Annotated in this window: 13 protein-coding genes; 6 read left to right on the top strand and 7 right to left on the bottom strand. The window is 63.8% G+C overall.

The window, feature by feature from the left end; all coding sequences use genetic code 11:
* The first annotated feature begins 34 nt into the window (after positions 1-34).
* A complete protein-coding gene (locus tag NKI96_RS15990) occupies positions 35-694 on the top strand; it encodes a response regulator (RefSeq protein ID WP_023669647.1) in 660 nt (219 codons plus the stop codon).
* A 66-nt stretch (positions 695-760) separates the two neighbouring features.
* Here NKI96_RS15990 and NKI96_RS15985 read toward each other — a convergent pair whose 3' ends face one another.
* The gene (locus NKI96_RS15985) at positions 761-4,264 is read right to left on the bottom strand and encodes a PAS domain-containing hybrid sensor histidine kinase/response regulator (RefSeq protein ID WP_352805148.1); all 3,504 of its coding nucleotides are present in this window, start codon (positions 4,262-4,264) and stop codon (positions 761-763) included.
* 251 nt (positions 4,265-4,515) lie between these two features.
* Here NKI96_RS15985 and mscL point away from each other — a divergent pair, with 251 nt between their 5' ends.
* Together mscL and NKI96_RS15975 are read left to right on the top strand one after the other, a co-directional pair.
* Positions 4,516-4,935 carry a large conductance mechanosensitive channel protein MscL gene (mscL, locus tag NKI96_RS15980; RefSeq protein ID WP_023681933.1) on the top strand — a complete coding sequence of 140 codons (420 nt, stop codon included), beginning with the start codon at positions 4,516-4,518 and terminating at the stop codon, positions 4,933-4,935.
* Positions 4,936-5,093: 158 nt separating this feature from the next.
* The gene (locus NKI96_RS15975) at positions 5,094-6,260 is read left to right on the top strand and encodes a pyridoxal phosphate-dependent aminotransferase (protein WP_023669650.1); all 1,167 of its coding nucleotides are present in this window, start codon (positions 5,094-5,096) and stop codon (positions 6,258-6,260) included.
* An 18-nt stretch (positions 6,261-6,278) separates the two neighbouring features.
* Here the strand turns inward: NKI96_RS15975 and hemA are convergent, their stop codons facing one another.
* On the bottom strand, positions 6,279-7,556 hold the full coding sequence (hemA, locus tag NKI96_RS15970; RefSeq protein WP_023738225.1) for a 5-aminolevulinate synthase: 1,278 nt from the start codon (positions 7,554-7,556) through the stop codon (positions 6,279-6,281).
* A 279-nt stretch (positions 7,557-7,835) separates the two neighbouring features.
* On the opposite strand from hemA, the gene galE reads away from it, so the two are divergent.
* From galE to NKI96_RS15955, 3 genes are all read left to right on the top strand, one after another.
* Positions 7,836-8,831, top strand: coding sequence for a UDP-glucose 4-epimerase GalE (gene galE / locus NKI96_RS15965; protein WP_023730982.1), 996 nt, complete (start codon positions 7,836-7,838; stop codon positions 8,829-8,831).
* 98 nt (positions 8,832-8,929) lie between these two features.
* Positions 8,930-10,180 carry a D-amino acid dehydrogenase gene (locus NKI96_RS15960; RefSeq protein WP_023692518.1) on the top strand — a complete coding sequence of 417 codons (1,251 nt, stop codon included), beginning with the start codon at positions 8,930-8,932 and terminating at the stop codon, positions 10,178-10,180.
* Between the two features lie 3 nt (positions 10,181-10,183).
* Positions 10,184-12,010 (top strand): alanine racemase, encoded by a 1,827-nt coding sequence (locus NKI96_RS15955; RefSeq protein ID WP_352597375.1) that lies wholly within the window; start codon positions 10,184-10,186, stop codon positions 12,008-12,010.
* On the opposite strand, the gene NKI96_RS15950 is transcribed toward NKI96_RS15955, so the two are convergent.
* From NKI96_RS15950 to NKI96_RS15930, 5 genes are read right to left on the bottom strand one after another with little or no spacing between them, the layout of a single operon-like run.
* Positions 12,011-13,387, bottom strand: coding sequence for an FGGY-family carbohydrate kinase (locus NKI96_RS15950; protein WP_352805145.1), 1,377 nt, complete (start codon positions 13,385-13,387; stop codon positions 12,011-12,013).
* Positions 13,384-13,701, bottom strand: coding sequence for an L-rhamnose mutarotase (rhaM, locus tag NKI96_RS15945; protein WP_023681927.1), 318 nt, complete (start codon positions 13,699-13,701; stop codon positions 13,384-13,386). The genes NKI96_RS15950 and rhaM overlap by 4 nt, the downstream gene beginning before the upstream one ends.
* The gene (locus NKI96_RS15940) at positions 13,701-14,693 is read right to left on the bottom strand and encodes an ABC transporter permease (RefSeq protein WP_352805142.1); all 993 of its coding nucleotides are present in this window, start codon (positions 14,691-14,693) and stop codon (positions 13,701-13,703) included. Before NKI96_RS15940 ends, rhaM begins: the two co-directional genes overlap by 1 nt.
* A complete protein-coding gene (locus tag NKI96_RS15935; protein ID WP_023745314.1) occupies positions 14,690-15,667 on the bottom strand; it encodes an ABC transporter permease in 978 nt (325 codons plus the stop codon). The genes NKI96_RS15940 and NKI96_RS15935 overlap by 4 nt, the downstream gene beginning before the upstream one ends.
* Positions 15,664-17,205, bottom strand: a complete 1,542-nt coding sequence (locus NKI96_RS15930) for a sugar ABC transporter ATP-binding protein (protein WP_023708171.1) — start codon at positions 17,203-17,205, stop codon at positions 15,664-15,666. The genes NKI96_RS15935 and NKI96_RS15930 overlap by 4 nt, the downstream gene beginning before the upstream one ends.
* Positions 17,206-17,261 lie beyond the last annotated feature (56 nt).

Here is a 17,261-nt window from a genome sequence, read left to right as displayed (position 1 = left end):
GCCGATAATCAATAAGGGATTTGGGGAGGAACATTTGCCGTCGGGTTACACCTTCGTCATCGCCGACGACCATCCGCTTTTCCGCGGCGCGCTGAAAGAGGCGCTTGCCGGCGTTGGTGATGTCGCAGCCATTCACGAGGCCGGCGATTTCGAAAGCGCCAAGGTCCTGGTCGTGGCCAATGAGGATGTCGACCTGGTGCTGCTCGACCTGTCGATGCCGGGCGCCAGCGGCCTGTCCGGTCTGATCGCGCTGCGCGGCATCCACCCGGCGGTGCCGCTGGTGGTGGTGTCGGCACATGACGACCCGGTGACCATCCGGCGCGCGCTCGATCTCGGCGCGTCCGGCTTCATCTCCAAATCGGCCAGCATGGAGGAAATCCGCAGCGCCGTGCAGACGGTGCTGGCCGGCGACATCGCAGCACCCGTCGGCATCGACCTCGGCGTCGAGCGCGACCCCGAAATATCCGACCTGATCAAGCGGCTGCAGGCGCTGACACCGCAGCAGACGCGTGTCCTCGGCATGCTTGCCGAAGGCCTGCTCAACAAGCAGATCGCCTACGAGCTCAGCGTCTCCGAAGCGACGGTCAAGGCGCATGTTTCGGCCATCCTGCAGAAGCTCGGCGTCGACAGCCGCACCCAGGCGGTGATCCAGCTGTCCAAGATCGGCAGCGATCCGCTGCAGCCGGCGGGCTAAAGCTATTCCAGGAAAAGTGCGTAGCGCTTTCCCTTGGGAATTGCGTAAAACAAAAAGATAGATACTCTACTCGGCCGCCGACGCCAGCGGCCTGACCCTTGCCATCATCGAACGCAGCACCGCCGGCTTCAGCGGCTTGTTGATCACCGGCACGTCGAGCGCGGCGGCAGCGGCACGGACCTCGGTGGAGCGGTCGGCGGTGACCAGCACGGCCGGCAGGTCGGAACCATGGATGTCACGCAGGCGGGCGATGATGTCGAGGCCGCTTCTGCCATCGAGATGATAGTCGGCAAGCACGATGTCGGGACGATCGGCCCTGCCAAAATCCTCCGAACCCGAAAACGTGCCGATGCTGCAGCCCCAGCCCTCGAGCAGAAGCCGCATGCCGTCGAGGATGCGGGCGTCGTTGTCGATGCACATGACGCGCAGGCCGGCCAGCGAATTCGCGGTGCGGGCAGGCGCCTTCGGCTCGACCTCGCGCCGCGGCGCCTCAACCGCCGCAACCGGCAGGATAACGGAAAAGCGCGTACCCTTGCCCGGGTTGGAAAAGATCTGGATCTCGAGCCGCAGCACCCGCGCGATGCGGTCGACGATGGACAGGCCAAGGCCGAGACCTTCGGCCTCGCGCACGCCTTCGTCCAGCCGGGTGAACTCGTTGAAGACCGTGTTCAGCTTGTCGCCGGCAATGCCGATGCCAGTGTCGATCACCTGGATTTCGGCGAGTTCGCCGCGCCGTCGCACGCCGACCAGGATGCGGCCATGGGGGGTGTATTTGATGGCGTTGGAGACCAGATTCTGGATCAGCCGGCGCAGCAGGTTGCGGTCCGTCAACACGCTGAGCGACGAGGCTATGATCGTCAGATCGAGTTTCTTTTCGGCGGCGAGCGGCTGAAAATCATTGCCGATCTGGCGCAGCAGCCCGTCCAGGCGGAAGGCGCTGTCGTCCGGCTTCATTGCGCCGGCGTCGAGGCGCGAAATGTCGAGCACGGCGCCCAGGATCGTCTCGACCGATTCGAGCGAGGATTCGATGTTGACGGCAGCCTTGCCCGCCGGCCCCTTGCCGGCTTTTTCGATCAGCGACGAGCAGTAGAGACGGGCGGCGTTCAAAGGCTGCAGGATGTCGTGGCCGGCGGCGGCGAGGAAGCGCGTCTTGCCCAGATTAGCCTCCTCGGCCAGCATCTGCGCCTGCGCCAGCTCCTCATTGACCCGGGTCAACTCCTCGTTGACTCTAGTCAGTTCGATGGTGCGCGTCTTGACCCGCTGCTCCAGCGATTCATTGGCCCGCTTCAGCGCCAAATCCTGTTCGACGCGTCCTGATATGTCGGCATAGGTGGCGACGATTCCGCCGTCCGGCATCGGGTTTGAGCGCAGTTCGAGGATGCGGCCGCTGGTCTTCAACTCCATCTGCCACGGGCTGACGAAACTGGTCAGCCGGTTGAGCATCGCCACGCGCTGGTCGGCCGGAATATCGCCGCGCTCGGCGAGGTGGCGCAGGATGCGGTCGAGCGAGACGCCGACCTGGCCCATCTCGTCGGGCAGGTCGAACAGCGCGCGATATTGTCTGTTCCAGCAGATCAGACGAAAATCGCGGTCGAATACGGTGATGCCCTGCTCCATCTGGTCGAGCGCGATCTGCAGCAGGTCGCGATTGTGCTGCAGCGCTTCGGTGGCGTCGTCGAGCAGGCGAAAGGCGTCCTTGGACTCGCGGTCGTTGCGGCGAAACAGCAGCGACAGGATCAGCCGCGCCGAAGACGAGCCGACCGCGCTCGCCAGCAGCTGCTCGGAAAAGCGGATGACATCCATGCTGGCCTGCTCATTGCCGTGCAGCGAGACGCCATTGCTTTTCTCGAAGGATTGGAAGGAGCGCTCGGTGCGCTCGACGCCGAGGTAGCGCGAGATGGTGTCTTTCAGCACGTTGACGGTGATGGCGGTGCGGAAGCGGCGCAGGCTGGGCATCGGGCCGGATTCGCGCGGCACGAAGATCGACGCCTGGATCCGCTCCAGCGGCACTGACGCGCGCGACAGCGAGCCGAGCACGAAGAACAGCGTGTTGACCGACAGGCTCCAGAGCACGCCGTGGTTCAACGGTTCGGCGACGGTGCCGAACAGAGCCTGCGGCCGCAGCGCCTCGAAACCGAACAACCCCTGCACGACGATGTCCGCGTCGGCTGCCGAGAGCGACGGCAAAAGCAGCGTATAGCCCCAGACGAGGATGCCGGCGACCATGCCAAGGGCCGCGCCGCGGCCATTGGCGCCGCGCCAGATCAGCCCGCCGATCAGCGCCGGCGCGAATTGGGCGATTGCCGCGAACGACATCAGGCCGATCGACGACAGCCGCGCCGAGTTGGTGCTTTCGCGGTAGTAGAGGAAGGCGATGAACAATAGGATGAAGATGGCGCCGCGCCGCACGTTGAGGATCAGCGTCGACCAATCCTCATTCTCAGAGGTCGTGGTCTTGAGCAGGCGGCGCACGAACAGCGGGATGACGAGGTCGTTGGAGATCATGATCGACAGCGCCACGCTTTCGACGATCACCATGGCGGTCGCCGCCGACAGCCCACCGATGAAGGCGGCCATGGCGAGGAAGTCATGGCCGCCGAACAAGGGCAGCGCCAGCACATAGAGGTCACTGGTGGTTTTGGCGCCGACCAGCGCCAGGCCGGCGAAGGCGATCGGCAGCACGAACAGGTTTATCGCCACGAGATAGAGCGGAAACACCCAGGTCGCGGTGCGCAGTTCGGCCTCGCCGCGGTTCTCGACGATGGTGACGTAGAACTGGCGCGGCAGCATGATGATGGCAAAGCCGCTCAGGCAAGTCAGCACCAGCCAGGTGGCGAGCGAGGTGTTGTAGCCCATGGCTTGCCGCACCTGGCTGTTTTCGGCCAGCTTGTCGATCATGTCGCCCAGGCCACCGAAGATCAGGAAGGTGACCATCAGGCCGATCGCCAGGAAGGCGGCGAGCTTGACCACGGTTTCGACCGCCACCGCCAGCACCAGCCCGTCCTGGTGCTCGGTGGCGTCGGCATGGCGGGTGCCGAACAGCACCGCAAACAGCGCCAAGAGCATGGCCACCACCAGCGAGATGTCGCTGACGAAGGGATCGAAGGAGGGCGGCGATCCCGTATAATGCTCGACCATCAGGCCGACCGAACCGGAGATCGCCTTCAATTGCAGTGCGATATAGGGCACCGCGCCGATGGTGGCGATCAGCGTGGCGATCGCCGAGACGGCAAAGCTCTTGCCGTAGCGCGCGCCGAGGAAGTCGGCGATCGAGGTGATCTTCTCGCTCTTGGCCAGCCGCACGATGCGATTGAGCAGCGGAAAGCCGAACACGAACACCAGCACCGGCCCGGTGTAGATGCCCAAAAATTCGAGGCCGCGCTCGGAGGACAGGCCGACCGAGCCGAAAAAGGTCCAGGAGGTGCAGTAGATGGCGAGGCTGAGCGCATAGATGAAGGGCCGGGCGTGGCCGGGTCCCGACGCCGTCGACCGCCGGTCGCCAAGGCTGGCGATGGCGAACAGCAGCGTCACATAGGCGACGGCAATGATGACGATGAACCAGCCCTGCACGGCCCGAAAATCCTCCTCGGCCAGCTTTCACCCCGGCCTGCCCAGAGGCAATCACAGCTCTAAGGTCAAGTCCATCGCGGCTTTCGGCGCATGGTCGCGACGCCGCCCTGTCGAACCGTGAACCAAGGTAAGGAGAAAGCGGTGTTTTCCAGCTTTTGCTTCTGTTGCAGCCGCAGGTTTTTGTTATGGTGCGCACGGGCCGACGCCGGAGGGACGGCGGCAGCGCGGTCCGTCATGACAAGGAGGGTCGTATGCTGAAAGAATTCCAGGAATTCATTTCCAAAGGAAATGTGATGGACCTTGCGGTCGGCGTCATCATCGGCGCGGCCTTCAGCAAGATCGTCGATTCTCTTGTCAATGACATCATCATGCCTTTCATCGGCGCACTTGGTGGCGTCGACTTTTCCAACTACTTCATAGGCCTCTCATCAACAGTGCATTCGACCAATCTTGCCGACGCGCGTAAGGAAGGCGCGGTGTTCGCCTACGGCAATTTTATCACCGTGGCGCTGAATTTCGTCATCCTGGCTTTCATCATCTTCCTGATGGTAAAGGCCGTGAACAACATGCGCAAGCGGCTCGAGCGGGAGAAGCCGGCCGCACCTGCGGCTCCGCCACCGGCCGACGTCGCTTTGCTCACCGAAATTCGCGATCTCCTCGCCAGGAAATAGACAAGGCCAGATTTCTGGACCAAAACCCCGGTCGTTCGCGGCCGGGGTTTTCTGTTGCCGCATCTGCTAAGAGCATCCGCCAATGCATGTCGCCCATAAGTGCGCAGCGGTTCTGGATAATGACATGCATCAAAGCAGACATCAAAACGGACCTGTTCATGACCCTGATCGATAGCTTGCGCGCCGAAGCGGTGGCCGCCCCCGAAAGCGGCATTGTCGCCGTCGTCAATTACGGCCGTACGCGCGAGGGCATGATCCCGCTCTGGGCCGGTGAAGGCGATTTGCCGACGCCTGCCTTCATTTCGGAAGCCGCCGCCAAGGGGCTCGCCAATGGCGAGACCTTCTATACCTGGCAGAAAGGCATTCCGGAGCTGAGGCAAGCGCTTTCTCGCTACTATGCCAGGCATTTCGGCAAGAGCTTCGCCGAAGAGGAATTCATCGCCACCGGTTCCGGCATGCATGCCATTCAGTTGGCATTAGCCGCGGTCGCCGGCAGCGGCGACGAGGTGGTCTATCTCTCCCCGGCCTGGCCGAATTTCGCCGCCGCCGCCGGTATTTCCGGCGCTACCCCGGTTGCGGTCACGCTCGACCAGTCGGGCAATGGCTGGTCCTGCGATGTCGACAAGATTGCGGCTGCGGTGACGCCGCGCACCAAGGCGCTGTTCGTCAACACGCCATCGAACCCCACCGGCTGGACGGCCGATAAGGAAACGCTGCAGGCGATCCTGAATCTCGCCCGCCAAAAGGGTCTGTGGATCATCGCCGACGAGATCTATTCGCTGTTCCACTACGGCCACGGCCGTGCGCCGTCCTTCCTCGACATTTCGACCGCGGAAGACCGCATCCTGTTCGTCAACTCCTTTTCCAAGAACTGGGCGATGACCGGCTGGCGCGTCGGCTGGATCAAGACCCATCCCGAGCTGCAGCAGGTGTTCGAGAACCTGATCCAGTATTCGACCTCAGGCGTCGCCCAGTTCATGCAGCGCGGCGCCGTCGCGGCGCTGGACCACGGTGATGCCTTCATCGTCGAGCAGGTGGAGCGCGCCAGGAAAGCGCGCGACCTGGTCTGCGATATTCTCGGCGCAACCGGCAAAGCGCGCTTCACCGTGCCGCAAGGCGCGTTCTATTTGTTTTTCACGGTCGACGGCATCACCGATCCGCGCCGGGCTGCTTTCGACATCGTCGACAAGGCCAATGTCGGCCTGGCGCCGGGCACCGCCTTCGGCCCTGGCGGAGAGGCGTTTTTGCGCCTGTGCTTCCACCGCCGCCTCGACCAGCTCGAGGAAGCGGCACATCGCTTGGCGGGATGGATGAGGACGGTTTGAGATAAATGGGCGGCGGCTTCAGCCGCCCGACTTCGGCACCAGCAGTGGCACAATCCGGTCGCTCTTGGCGACAGTGGGCCGTCCGGCGGAGCCGTAGGGAATGCCCAGCGCATCCCATGTCTCGACCAGCGCGTCCTGAAGTCCCGCAATCAGCGCATCGGTATGGAACGGCGTCGGCGTGATGCGCAGCCGCTCGGTGCCGCGCGGCACGGTCGGATAGTTGATCGGCTGGATGTAGATGCCGTGCACGCCGAGCAGACGGTCGCTGGCCATCTTGCAGAGTTCGGGGTCACCGACCAGCACCGGCACGATGTGTGTCGGCGATTCCATCACCGGCAGGCCAGCTGCAGACAGAACCTCCTTGGTCCGCGACGCCTGGTGCTGTTGCGCATCGCGCTCGGCCTGCGAGCGCTTGAGGTGGCGGATGGACGTGGTGGCGGCGGCGGCGACGGCCGGCGGCAGCGCCGTGGTGAAGATGAAGCCCGGCGCATAGGAGCGCACCGCGTCGATGACGGCGCTGTTGCCGGCGATATAGCCGCCCAGCGTGCCGAACGCCTTGGCCAGCGTGCCTTCGATGATATCGATGCGGTCGGCAAGCCCCTCGCGCTCGGTGATGCCGCCGCCGCGCGGTCCGTACATGCCGACGGCATGGACCTCGTCAATATAGGTCATGGCGTTGTAGCGTTCGGCCAGTTCGACGATCTGCTTGATTGGCGCAATGTCGCCGTCCATCGAATAGACGCTCTCGAACACGATCAGCTTGGCGCGTTCGCGGCCCGCCGCCTGTAGCAGGCTTTCGAGATGCGCGACGTCATTGTGACGGAAGATCTTCTTTTCGGCGCCCGAGCGCCGCACGCCTTCGATCATCGAGGCATGGTTGAGCTCGTCCGAAATGATCAGGCAGTTGGGCAAAAGCCGCGCAATGGTCGAGATCGACGCTTCGTTGGAGACGAAGCCGGAGGTGAAGACCAGCGCCGCTTCCTTGTCGTGCAGGTCGGCCAGTTCCAGCTCGAGCTCGACCAACGGGTTCGAGGTGCCGGAAATGTTGCGGGTGCCGCCGGCGCCCGAACCCATCTTGCCGGCCGCGTTCTGGAAAGCGGCGATGACATCGGGGTTCTGGCCCATGCCGAGATAGTCGTTGGAGCACCAGACGGTGATTTCCTCGGCGCGGCCGTTGGAACGCCAGATAGCGCGCGGAAACTTGCCGACAATGCGCTCGAGATCGGCGAAAACCCGGTAGCGCCGCTCGGCGTGGAGCTGATCGATCGCTTCCTCAAAGAACCGCTGATAGTTCATGTCGCCTTCCCAGTTTTGCGCGGGATCATAATCGTTGGCCCATTCGTCGTCCACCGGGCCGTTTTGGTCAAAATGCCACGCCCCAAGCCTGTTCCTAACGACCCCGGATCGTGGCCTATTCCCTTGATGTGGATCAATTTTGTTTCCGTACGATGCCACAGGCCGGTGAGACTGTTACGGATTTAACATTCAGGCGTTTCTAATGGCCTTGCCGCAGGCTTTCCAGTAAGGCGGTGATTGAGACAGTTTCCGATAAATCATGAGTAAAAGAGGACACGGATGACGGTTTTGGTAACGGGCGGCGCCGGTTATATCGGCAGCCACATGGTCTGGGAACTGCTGGATGTCGGCGAGAGCGTCGTCGTTCTCGACCGCCTTTCCACCGGCTTCGAATGGGCGGTAGCGCCGGAAGCCAAGCTTGTCGTCGGCGATGTCGCCGATAGGGAATTGGTCGGCCAGATCATCCGGGATAACGAGGTCGACGCGATCATCCACTTCGCCGGTTCCATCGTGGTGCCGGAATCGGTTGCCGACCCGCTCGCCTATTACGAGAATAACACCTCCAAGACCCGCACGCTGATCGAAACCGCGGTGCACGAGGGCGTGCCGCATTTCATCTTCTCCTCGACCGCCGCCGTCTATGGCGGCGCCGGCCTGGAGCCGGTGCGCGAGGATGCCCGCCTGGCGCCGGAATCGCCCTACGGCCTGTCCAAGCTGATGAGCGAATGGATGCTGCGCGACGCAGCGCTTGCGCATCCCTTGCGGTACACGGCGCTGCGCTACTTCAACGTCGCCGGCGCCGATCCCAGGGGCCGGACGGGGCAGTCGACGCCTGGCGCCACGCATCTGATCAAGGTCGCCTGCGAGACCGCGCTCGGCAAACGCCCCTTCATGCAGGTGTTCGGCACCGATTATCCGACGCCGGACGGCACCTGCATGCGCGATTATATCCATGTCAGCGACCTGGCCGCGGCGCACCGGCTGGCGCTGCAGCGCCTGCGCGCCGGCGGCGGCAGCCTCGTCGCCAATTGCGGCTACAGCCACGGCTATTCGGTGCTCGAGGTCATCGACAGCGTGCGGCGCGCCTTCGGCCGGGATTTCGAGGTCAAGATGGGCGACCGGCGCCCCGGCGACGCCGCCGCCGTGGTTGCCAATTCGGACCTTGCACGCGCCGAACTCGGCTGGACCCCGCAACGCGACGACCTCGACCAGATCGTCGCCGATGCACTCGCCTGGGAGCGTATCCTCACCGGCAAGAACTCCGCGCGGGGCTGAGCCGGGCACTTCCGAGGGCTCGCAAGGCGCGCAGCGAAGCGCTATTGAAGGCATTGGCGATGCGGCGTGGAGGCGCTGCGCCGCGAAGAGGGGGTGGCATGAAGATAACGGTGCTTGGAGCCGGTGTTGTCGGTACCGCGGCCGCCTATTATCTGGCCGCCGACGGCCATGAGGTCACCGTTATCGAGCGCCATCCGGCGCCGGCGCGCGGCACCAGCCAGTCCAATGCCGGCCTAGTGTCGCCGGGCGACGCCACCGCCTGGGCCTCCCCGGCGGCGCTGAAGACCTTCCTGCGCGCGCTCTGGAACCATGATCTCGGCATCAAGGTCAGGCTGCGCTTCGATCCCTATTTCCTCGCCTGGAGCCTGCGCTTCCTGCGCCAGTGCACGGTGGCGCGCCTGCGCGCCAACAGCCAGGTCAAACTGCGCCTGGCGCTCTATTCGCGCGACTGCATCAACGCGCTCTCCGACGCCACCGGCATCCACTATGACGAGCGCAAGAAGGGCATTCTTTATTTCTTCCGCTCGCAGCACAGTCTCGACACCGGCACCGACAACTACCAGTTTCTCGCGAAGCATGGCCTGCCGATCGAGATCGTCGGCCGCGACCGGCTGGTCGAACTTGAGCCCGGGCTCGCCGGAGTGAAGGAAAAGATCGCCGGCGGCGTTTATTCGCCAATCGACCAGACCGGCGATTCCAGGATATTCGTCGATGGGCTGGCCGCCTATGCCGCCGAAAAGCTCGGCGTCAGATTCCTGTTCGACACCACGGTCGAGGGGCTCGACATAGAAGGCGATCGGGTGCGTGCGGTCATGACATCGGCCGGCCCGGTGACGGGCGACGCCGTCGTCATCGCCATGGGCCCCGAGAGCGGCCTGATCGGCCGCCGCTACGGTATCGACCTGCCCGTCTATCCGGTTAAAGGCTATAGCGCGACCATCCCGCTGGAGGACGAGAGCAAGGGACCGACCATGGGCGGCGCCGACGAGGACCGGCTGGTTGGTTACTCCAGGCTCGGAAACCGCCTGCGCATGTCCTCGACAGCCGAGTTCACCGGCTTCGACCGCAGCTTCAAGCTCAGCGACTTCAAGTCCATGCTGAGCACCGGCAAAGACCTTTTCCCCGGCGCTTTCGACGAGAAGAAGGCGCTGTTGTGGGCAGGTCTGCGACCGATGATGCCCAACTCGGTGCCGGTCATCGGCAAGGCGAAATACAAGAACCTTTACCTCGACACCGGCCACGGCCATGTCGGCTGGACCATGGCCTGCGGCTCGGGCAAGTTCCTGGCCGACCTCGTCGCCGGCCGCAAGCCGGAGATCGACCCGCAAGGGCTGGTCTACGGGAACTGAGCGATGTCGGGACCGCAAGTCGCTATCGACCTTGGCCGCATCGAGCGCAACGCCCGCACCATCGTCGAACGCTGCGCATTGTCTGATATCAAGGTATTCGGTGTCACCAAGGGCACATGCGGCATGCCGCAGGTGGCGCGGGCCATGCTGCGCGGCGGTGTTGCCGGCATCGCGGAATCGCGTTTTGAGAACATTCGGCGGCTGCGCGACAGCGGCATCAATGCGCCGGTCATGCTGCTGCGCAGCCCGCCCATGGCGCGCGTCGAGGAGGTCGTGCGCACCGTCGACATCAGCCTGCAGTCGGAACTGACCACCATCCGCGAGATATCGCGCATTGCCGAGCGCATGGGCCGCGTCCACGACATCATGCTGATGATCGATCTCGGCGATCTCCGCGAAGGCATCTGGCCAAGCGACCTGATCCCCACCGTCGAGCAGATCCTGGAATTCAAGGGCGTGCGCATCGCCGGCATCGGCACCAATCTCGGCTGCTTCGGCGCCATAATGCCGACGCCGGAGAACCTTGGCCAACTCGTCGCCCATGCCTACAAGACCGAGCGCCTGTCCGGCAAAAGCCTCGACTTCATTTCCGGCGGCGCCTCGTCGTCGCTGACGCTGCTGCTCGAAGGCAAGCTGCCGCCCGGCATCAACAATCTGCGCGTGGGCGAGGCGATCCTGCAAGGCGGTGTCGAAACCTTTCGCGACGTGCCGTGGCCCGTACTCGAACCCGATGCCTGCCGGCTGACCAGCGACATCATCGAGGTCAAACTCAAGCCTTCGCGGCCGATCGGCACATCCGGCTACGACGCCTTCGGCAACCAGCCGGTCTTCGCCGACGAGGGCGATCGGCTGCGCGCCATCGCCAATATAGGCCGCGAGGACGTGCTGGTCGAAGGGCTGACGCCGATCGCCAAGGGGGTGAGGGTGCTCGGCGCTTCCAGCGACCATCTGCTGCTCGATGTGCAGGATGCCGATCCGCGACCTACCGTCGGCGACCGTGTCGCCTTCCGCATGAATTATGGCGCCATGCTTCTGGCGATGACCTCGGAATATGTCGAGAAGGCGCCGATGCACGACGTCGCGGATTTCTCCGGCCGCAAGATGGTGTCGATCTCGGCCGAACCGGAAGCCGGCGGGATTATCGCCCGCGAGGGAACCGGCGCGCGGCTGGAGGCAATGAATTTCGACGTGGTCGAACTCGCCGACGTCGAGCGGCCGCCCTCGGGCCTCGTCCGTCTCGCCGCCGGCGCAGATCGCCGTATCGCCCACAAGGCGCTGACCGCAACGGCGCGCGCCACGCATTCCTTCGGCCTGATCTGGATCGATTCCCTCGCCGCCCTGATGCCCGAGGACGAGGAGGCCGAAGACATGCCTGAAGTCTCGGTGCTGGCCCGCGCGCTCGGTCTCGATCACAAGCCCGGCGCGCTGCAGCCGCAGCTTTCGCCGGAAAATGTCGTCATCGTGGGCCTGCGCCATGCCGATCCGGCGGAGGCAAGGGTGCTCAAGGATTCGCGTGTCTCGGCCTTCACCATGACCGACATCGACGCCATGGGCATGCGCGACCTCATGCATGAGGCGATCCGCATCGCGACGTCGGGCACGCAGGGCTTTCACGTCAGCTATTCGCCGACGGCGACCGAATTTACCGGCTGGGCTGCGGGCTCGGGCGGGCTGACGGTGCGCGAGACGCATCAGGCAATGGAGGCGATCTCGCTGTCCGGCGGTCTGCTGTCGATGGATGTTTCCGGGCTGACCACCGGTCTGGAGCCGCGGATCGGCGCCGACGCCGTGAACTTCGTCATGTCGGCCTTTGGCAAGCGGATTTTGTGATCAGCCTTGCGCGTCGACTGCCGCGCGCCACGCGGTGACATAGGCCGCCCAGACCGGGTCGGTCTGCGGCTCAATTCTTTCGCCCTTGCCGTGCGTCACTGGCTGATCGGATGCGAGCAGTGCCGCGCCGATGCTGGTGCCGGTGGCCGCCTCGGAGGCGATGACGATGCGCGCGGTCGCTGCCGCCAGCATGCCGACAAAGAGCCGGTTGCGAGCAAACGGTCCTTCCACGGTGGTCGGGCCGTCGGCGCCGATCAGCTCGAGGCAGGTCGCCGTCATCAGTGCCAGATAGAAGGAAATGGCGGCGAACCGCTCGCCTTTGCTGATGCCCTCGGCACCAAGCCATGCCGCGGCATGGTGCGGGAACGGTCCCGATCCCTGCTGGGTAGAAGGCAAAAGCAGCATCTTTTTTGTCAGAACGGCCAGCACCTCGCTGCCGCTGCAGTCCTGCGGCTTGTCGTTGGTCAGCTGGGAAAACTCGCGGCCACCCATGAAACGCGCCGAGGGCACGGGGTCGCCCAGCGCGCTGACATTGACCAGCGTGTCGCGCGCAGCATCGAGCGCAATCTCTCTGCCGCCGACCGCCATCGATACCACCCAGGTGCCGGTCGAGACGACCGAGAAGGGCGGCTCGTCGGACAGAAGATGCGGCAATAGGGAGGCGTTGGAATCGTGCAGTCCGCAGAAAACCGGGGTCTGCGGATCGAGCCCGGTGCGCGCGGCAAGCGCCGGCAGGATCGGGCCGAGCTGGTCCCTGGCCGGCCGCACCGATGCCATCAGCCTGCGCCAATCCAGCCTGTCGACCATCGAGGAAAAGTCCGCCTCCCAAGGGCTCCACAGATCGGTGTGGCAGCCGAGCGAGGTCACCTCGTTGGCGGCAACGCCGGTCAGGCGCAGCGCCCAGTATTGCGGATACATCAGCATCGCGGCGGCCTTGGCGAATTCGGTGGGGAAACGCTTCTCAAGCCAGAAGAATTGCGCGCCGAGATTGAGACCGACCGGCAGGCGCGGTGTACCGGTTTCGGCGAAGGGCGGACGAACAGCATCATACTCCGCCGCCAACCTGTCGGGGCCATCTAACTCATAGTCTAGGACAGGCAGCACCAGCTCGCCCGAGGCGTCGACCAGCACGCCGGTCGCACCATGCGTGGTGATCGAAATCGCGTCGATACGCTGTTCGCGGTCGAGGCTGGCAAGGCTGTTGAGGATGAACCTCCACAGCGCCTCGACATCGTGATGCGGATAGGGCGCTTGCCGCAGCGGCGCGTTCGCCATGCGGCGCAACCCCACCTCGCTCAGCGTGACGAGATCGACCAGCGCCACCTTGGCGTTGGTCTTGCCGATGTCGATGACGGCGATGTGGCGCAGCGCACTCATGCCATATGGAACATTGTTTCCAGGGGGATGGCCACCGGTTGGTTGTCCGGCCTGGTCTCCATGATGTCGGCCATGTGCGCCCACCAGCGCTGCATCACCGGATGCTTCGGCAGGTCGGCCATGCCATGGTCGTCCCGCCGCCACAGCACGCCGAACAGGATGTTGGTGTCTTCATCGAGATGGATCGAATAATCGGCGACGCCGGCCTCTCTCAGCAGCGCCACCAGCGACGGCCAGATCTCATCGTGGCGCTTTTTGTACTCGGCTTTCATGCCGGGTTTGAGCTGCATCTTGAAGGCGTATTTCTCAGGCATCAGCTGTACCGCAGCCGCCGCCAGACGATCGGCAGTGCGATGACGACGATCAAGAGCAGGCCGATGAAGATCGACATGACGATGCCGGGCACGTTGAGCAGGCCGAGCCCGAAGGTCACCAGCCCCATGATGAAGGCGGCGAGCACGACGCCAACAATGCTGCCGGAGCCGCCCAGAATGCTGACGCCGCCCAGCACCACCATGGTGATGACCTCAAGCTCATAGCCCTGCGCGATTGACGGCCGCGTCGAGCCGAGCCGCGAGGTGATCAGCACCGAGGCGATGCCCGCCATCAGTCCGGTCATGCAAAACAGGATGAATTTGATGCGGCCGACGCGAACGCCGGAAAACTGTGCCGCGACCGGATTGTTGCCGATGGCAAAGACACGGCGGCCGAAGCTGGTGCGATGCAGCAGGAACCAGTAGGCGACGGCCGCGAGGAGGAAGAGCACCAGTTCGAACGACACCACCCACCAGACGTAACCCTGGCCCAAGAAAGCAAAACTCTCGGGATAGCCTTTGTAGGCCTGATCGCCGAGGATGATGAAGGCGATGCCGCGAAACAGGCTCATCGTGCCGATGGTGACGACGATGGACGGCAGGCCGAGCCTCGTCACCAACAGCCCGTTGAAGGCGCCGCAACCGAGCCCGACGACGATGCCGATAGCCACCAGCACCGGCGTGTCGGCGCCGGCCTGTACCGCCATGCCCATCATGGTCGAGGCGAGCGCGATGATGGCGGCGACCGACAGGTCGATCTCGCCCGAAATGATCAGCAGCGCCATGGCGAAGGCGATCAGGCCTTTCTCGGTGAAATTGAAGGTCAGGTCCGACAGCGAATAGGCATCTAGGAAATAGGGCGAGGCGAAACTGTTGATGGCGAAGATGGCGACGGCCACGACGACCAGCAGCGCTTCCCAGGAAAAGATCGCTGAAGAGAGCGGCTTGTCGAGCCGGTCGGGAATGTGGCGCGGGGCGGGGGTGTCGGTCATGCCGCTTCCGCTTTCCTCAGGATGATCCGTCCCTGCTGGCGTTCGCCGCGCGCGTTGAGCACGACGGCCAGGATGATGGCGCTGCCCGAAATCGCCATCTGCCAGAAAGGCGAGATGTTGATGACCGGCAGTGCGTTGGAGATGATGCCGAGGAACAGCGCGCCGAGCACCGCGCCCCCGACCGAGCCGATGCCGCCGGCAATCGAAATGCCGCCGATGACGCAGGCGGCGATGATATTGAGTTCATAGCCGTTGGCGACCTCGACCGAGGCGATGACATAACGAGAAATCCAGAGATAACCGGCGAGCCCGCCGATCATGCCTGAAATGCAGAAGACGATGAATTTGGTTCGGCCGACATCGATGCCGGCATAGACCGACGCCGTCGGGTTGACGCCGATGGCATAGATCGAACGGCCAAGCGCGGTTCGCGTCATCACCACGAAGAACAGCGCGATGACCAGTATGGCGATCCAGGACAGAACCGGAATGCCCAGGAAAGCTGCGCGCTGGAAGCCGATGAAGTCCGGGCTCATCTTGTCGGCATTGACCCAGGCGCCGCCGGAGAGGACGAAGGTGGCGCCGCGATAGATGGTGAGCGTGCCCAATGTCACCACGATCGAAGGGATGTTCAGCCGCCACACCAGCAGGCCGTTGATGGCGCCGAGCACCAGTCCGACGGCCAGCGCAATGACGATCAGCAGCGGGATAGGGATCGCCGGATGCGCAGCGTTCAGCATCGCCACCACCATGCCGGTGAAGCACAGGTTGGAGGCCATCGACAGGTCGATCGAGCGGGTCAGGATGACGACCATCTGTCCCAGCGCCAGGATCATCAGGATCGAGGTGTCGTTGAACACCTGGGCGAGATTGCCGGGGTCGGCAAAGGCCGGGAAACGCGTCGAGATCAGAGCAATCAAAACGACGATCGCCGCTGCCAGCCAGATCTCGCGGTATTTAAGGAGAGCCTTCATGCCGCGATCCCCGCTGCCGTCCGGACCAGCGTTTCGGCGTCCAGCCCCTTATTATCGTAGACCGCCGCAACCAGCCCTTCGCGCATGACGACGACGCGGTCGGACATGCCCAGAATCTCCGGCAGTTCCGACGACACCATGATCACCGACAGGCCCTGCGCGACGAGCTCGGCCATGAAGCCGTGCACGGCGGCCTTGGAGCCGATGTCGATGCCCTTGGTCGGCTCATCCAGGATGATCACCTTGGGCGCCGTCGCCAGCCATTTGGCGATGACGATCTTCTGTTGGTTGCCGCCCGACAGCGTGCCGACATCCTGGCTGAGCGAGGAGGCCCTGAGGTCAAGCCGCTCGGTGTAGGAGCGGGCGAGCGCGAATTCTTCCGACAATCGCAGCAGGCCGGATTTGGAGGTGCGCTTCAGCGAAGGCAGCGAGACATTCTGGAAGATCGGCAGGCCGATCACCACGCCCTGCTTGCCGCGCTCTTCCGGCACATAGACGATGCCGGCTTCGATGGAATCCGCCGCCGATTTCGGCGTGATCGTCTTGCCTTCCAGCGTGATCGTTCCACCCGATATGCGGGTGATGCCCGATATCGCCTGCATCACCTCTGACCGCCCGGCGCCGACAAGGCCGTAGAAACCGAGGATCTCGCCCTTGTGCAGTTCGAAGCCGATGTCGTTGAATTCGGTCGGGTGCGAAAGGCCAGCGACCGACAGCACCGGCGCGCCGATCTCGGCCTTGCGTTGCGGAAAGATGTGATCGACCGAGCGGCCGACCATCATGCGCACGATCTGGCTCTGGCCGGTATCCTTGATAAGGCCCTCGCCAACCATCTCGCCGTCGCGGAACACGGTGTAGCGATCGGCGATCCGATAGATCTCGTCGAACTTGTGGCTGATGAACAGGATCGCCTTGCCTTCCTCCTTGAGGAATTCGATCAGCAGGAAAAGCTCCTCGATCTCCTTCATCGAAAGGGCTGCGGTCGGCTCATCCATGATGACGATCTGCGCATCGATCGACATCGCGCGAGCAACCGCTACCAGATGCTTGTTGGCGATGCCGAGGTCTTTCAGCCGCGCATCGGCGTTGATATGGCCGGCATGCATGGTGTCGAGCACTTCGCGCGCGTGTTTTCGCATGGTGCGCCAGTCGATGGTGCCTAGCCGCGTGCGCGGCGCATGGCCGAGAAAAATGTTTTCGGCGACGCTCAGATCGTCGAACAGCACGGTTTCCTGATGAATGGCGGTGACGCCGTGGCCGAAGGCGGCATGCGCGCTGGGCAGGGTGACGGCCTGGCCGTCAATGCTGATCGTGCCGGCGTCGGGCTGGTAGATGCCGGTCATGATCTTGACCAGCGTCGACTTGCCGGCACCGTTTTCACCGATCAGCGCCGTAACCTGGCCGGGGTAAAGCGACAGGCTGACATTGTGCAGCGCGCGCACGCCGGGAAAGCTTTTGGAGACGCCGGACAGCGTCAGGCGCGGGGCAGGACCCGTGGGCTCCTCCTTCGCAATGCCGTGCTGGGCTGTCGTGTCCATATCCGTATCAAGCCCTGAAACAAGGTCCGTTTAAAGTCGCGGCGGGATTTTGGTCC

Source organism: Mesorhizobium sp. M0292 (genome assembly GCF_040321695.1).
Classification (GTDB): domain Bacteria; phylum Pseudomonadota; class Alphaproteobacteria; order Rhizobiales; family Rhizobiaceae; genus Mesorhizobium.
The sequence above is the reverse complement of the archived record's forward strand: the minus strand, read 5'-3'. Positions and strand labels throughout refer to the sequence as shown.

Coding starts and splice junctions, on each gene's coding strand:
- NKI96_RS15950 (WP_352805145.1), bottom strand. CDS start 13,387: ATGAGTGCGCTGCGCCACATCGCCGTCATCGACATCGGCAAGACCAAC.
- NKI96_RS15975 (WP_023669650.1), top strand. CDS start 5,094: ATGACCCTGATCGATAGCTTGCGCGCCGAAGCGGTGGCCGCCCCCGAA.
- NKI96_RS15940 (WP_352805142.1), bottom strand. CDS start 14,693: ATGACCGACACCCCCGCCCCGCGCCACATTCCCGACCGGCTCGACAAG.
- NKI96_RS15930 (WP_023708171.1), bottom strand. CDS start 17,205: ATGGACACGACAGCCCAGCACGGCATTGCGAAGGAGGAGCCCACGGGT.
- NKI96_RS15955 (WP_352597375.1), top strand. CDS start 10,184: ATGTCGGGACCGCAAGTCGCTATCGACCTTGGCCGCATCGAGCGCAAC.
- mscL (WP_023681933.1), top strand. CDS start 4,516: ATGCTGAAAGAATTCCAGGAATTCATTTCCAAAGGAAATGTGATGGAC.
- NKI96_RS15960 (WP_023692518.1), top strand. CDS start 8,930: ATGAAGATAACGGTGCTTGGAGCCGGTGTTGTCGGTACCGCGGCCGCC.
- rhaM (WP_023681927.1), bottom strand. CDS start 13,701: ATGCCTGAGAAATACGCCTTCAAGATGCAGCTCAAACCCGGCATGAAA.
- NKI96_RS15935 (WP_023745314.1), bottom strand. CDS start 15,667: ATGAAGGCTCTCCTTAAATACCGCGAGATCTGGCTGGCAGCGGCGATC.
- galE (WP_023730982.1), top strand. CDS start 7,836: ATGACGGTTTTGGTAACGGGCGGCGCCGGTTATATCGGCAGCCACATG.
- hemA (WP_023738225.1), bottom strand. CDS start 7,556: ATGAACTATCAGCGGTTCTTTGAGGAAGCGATCGATCAGCTCCACGCC.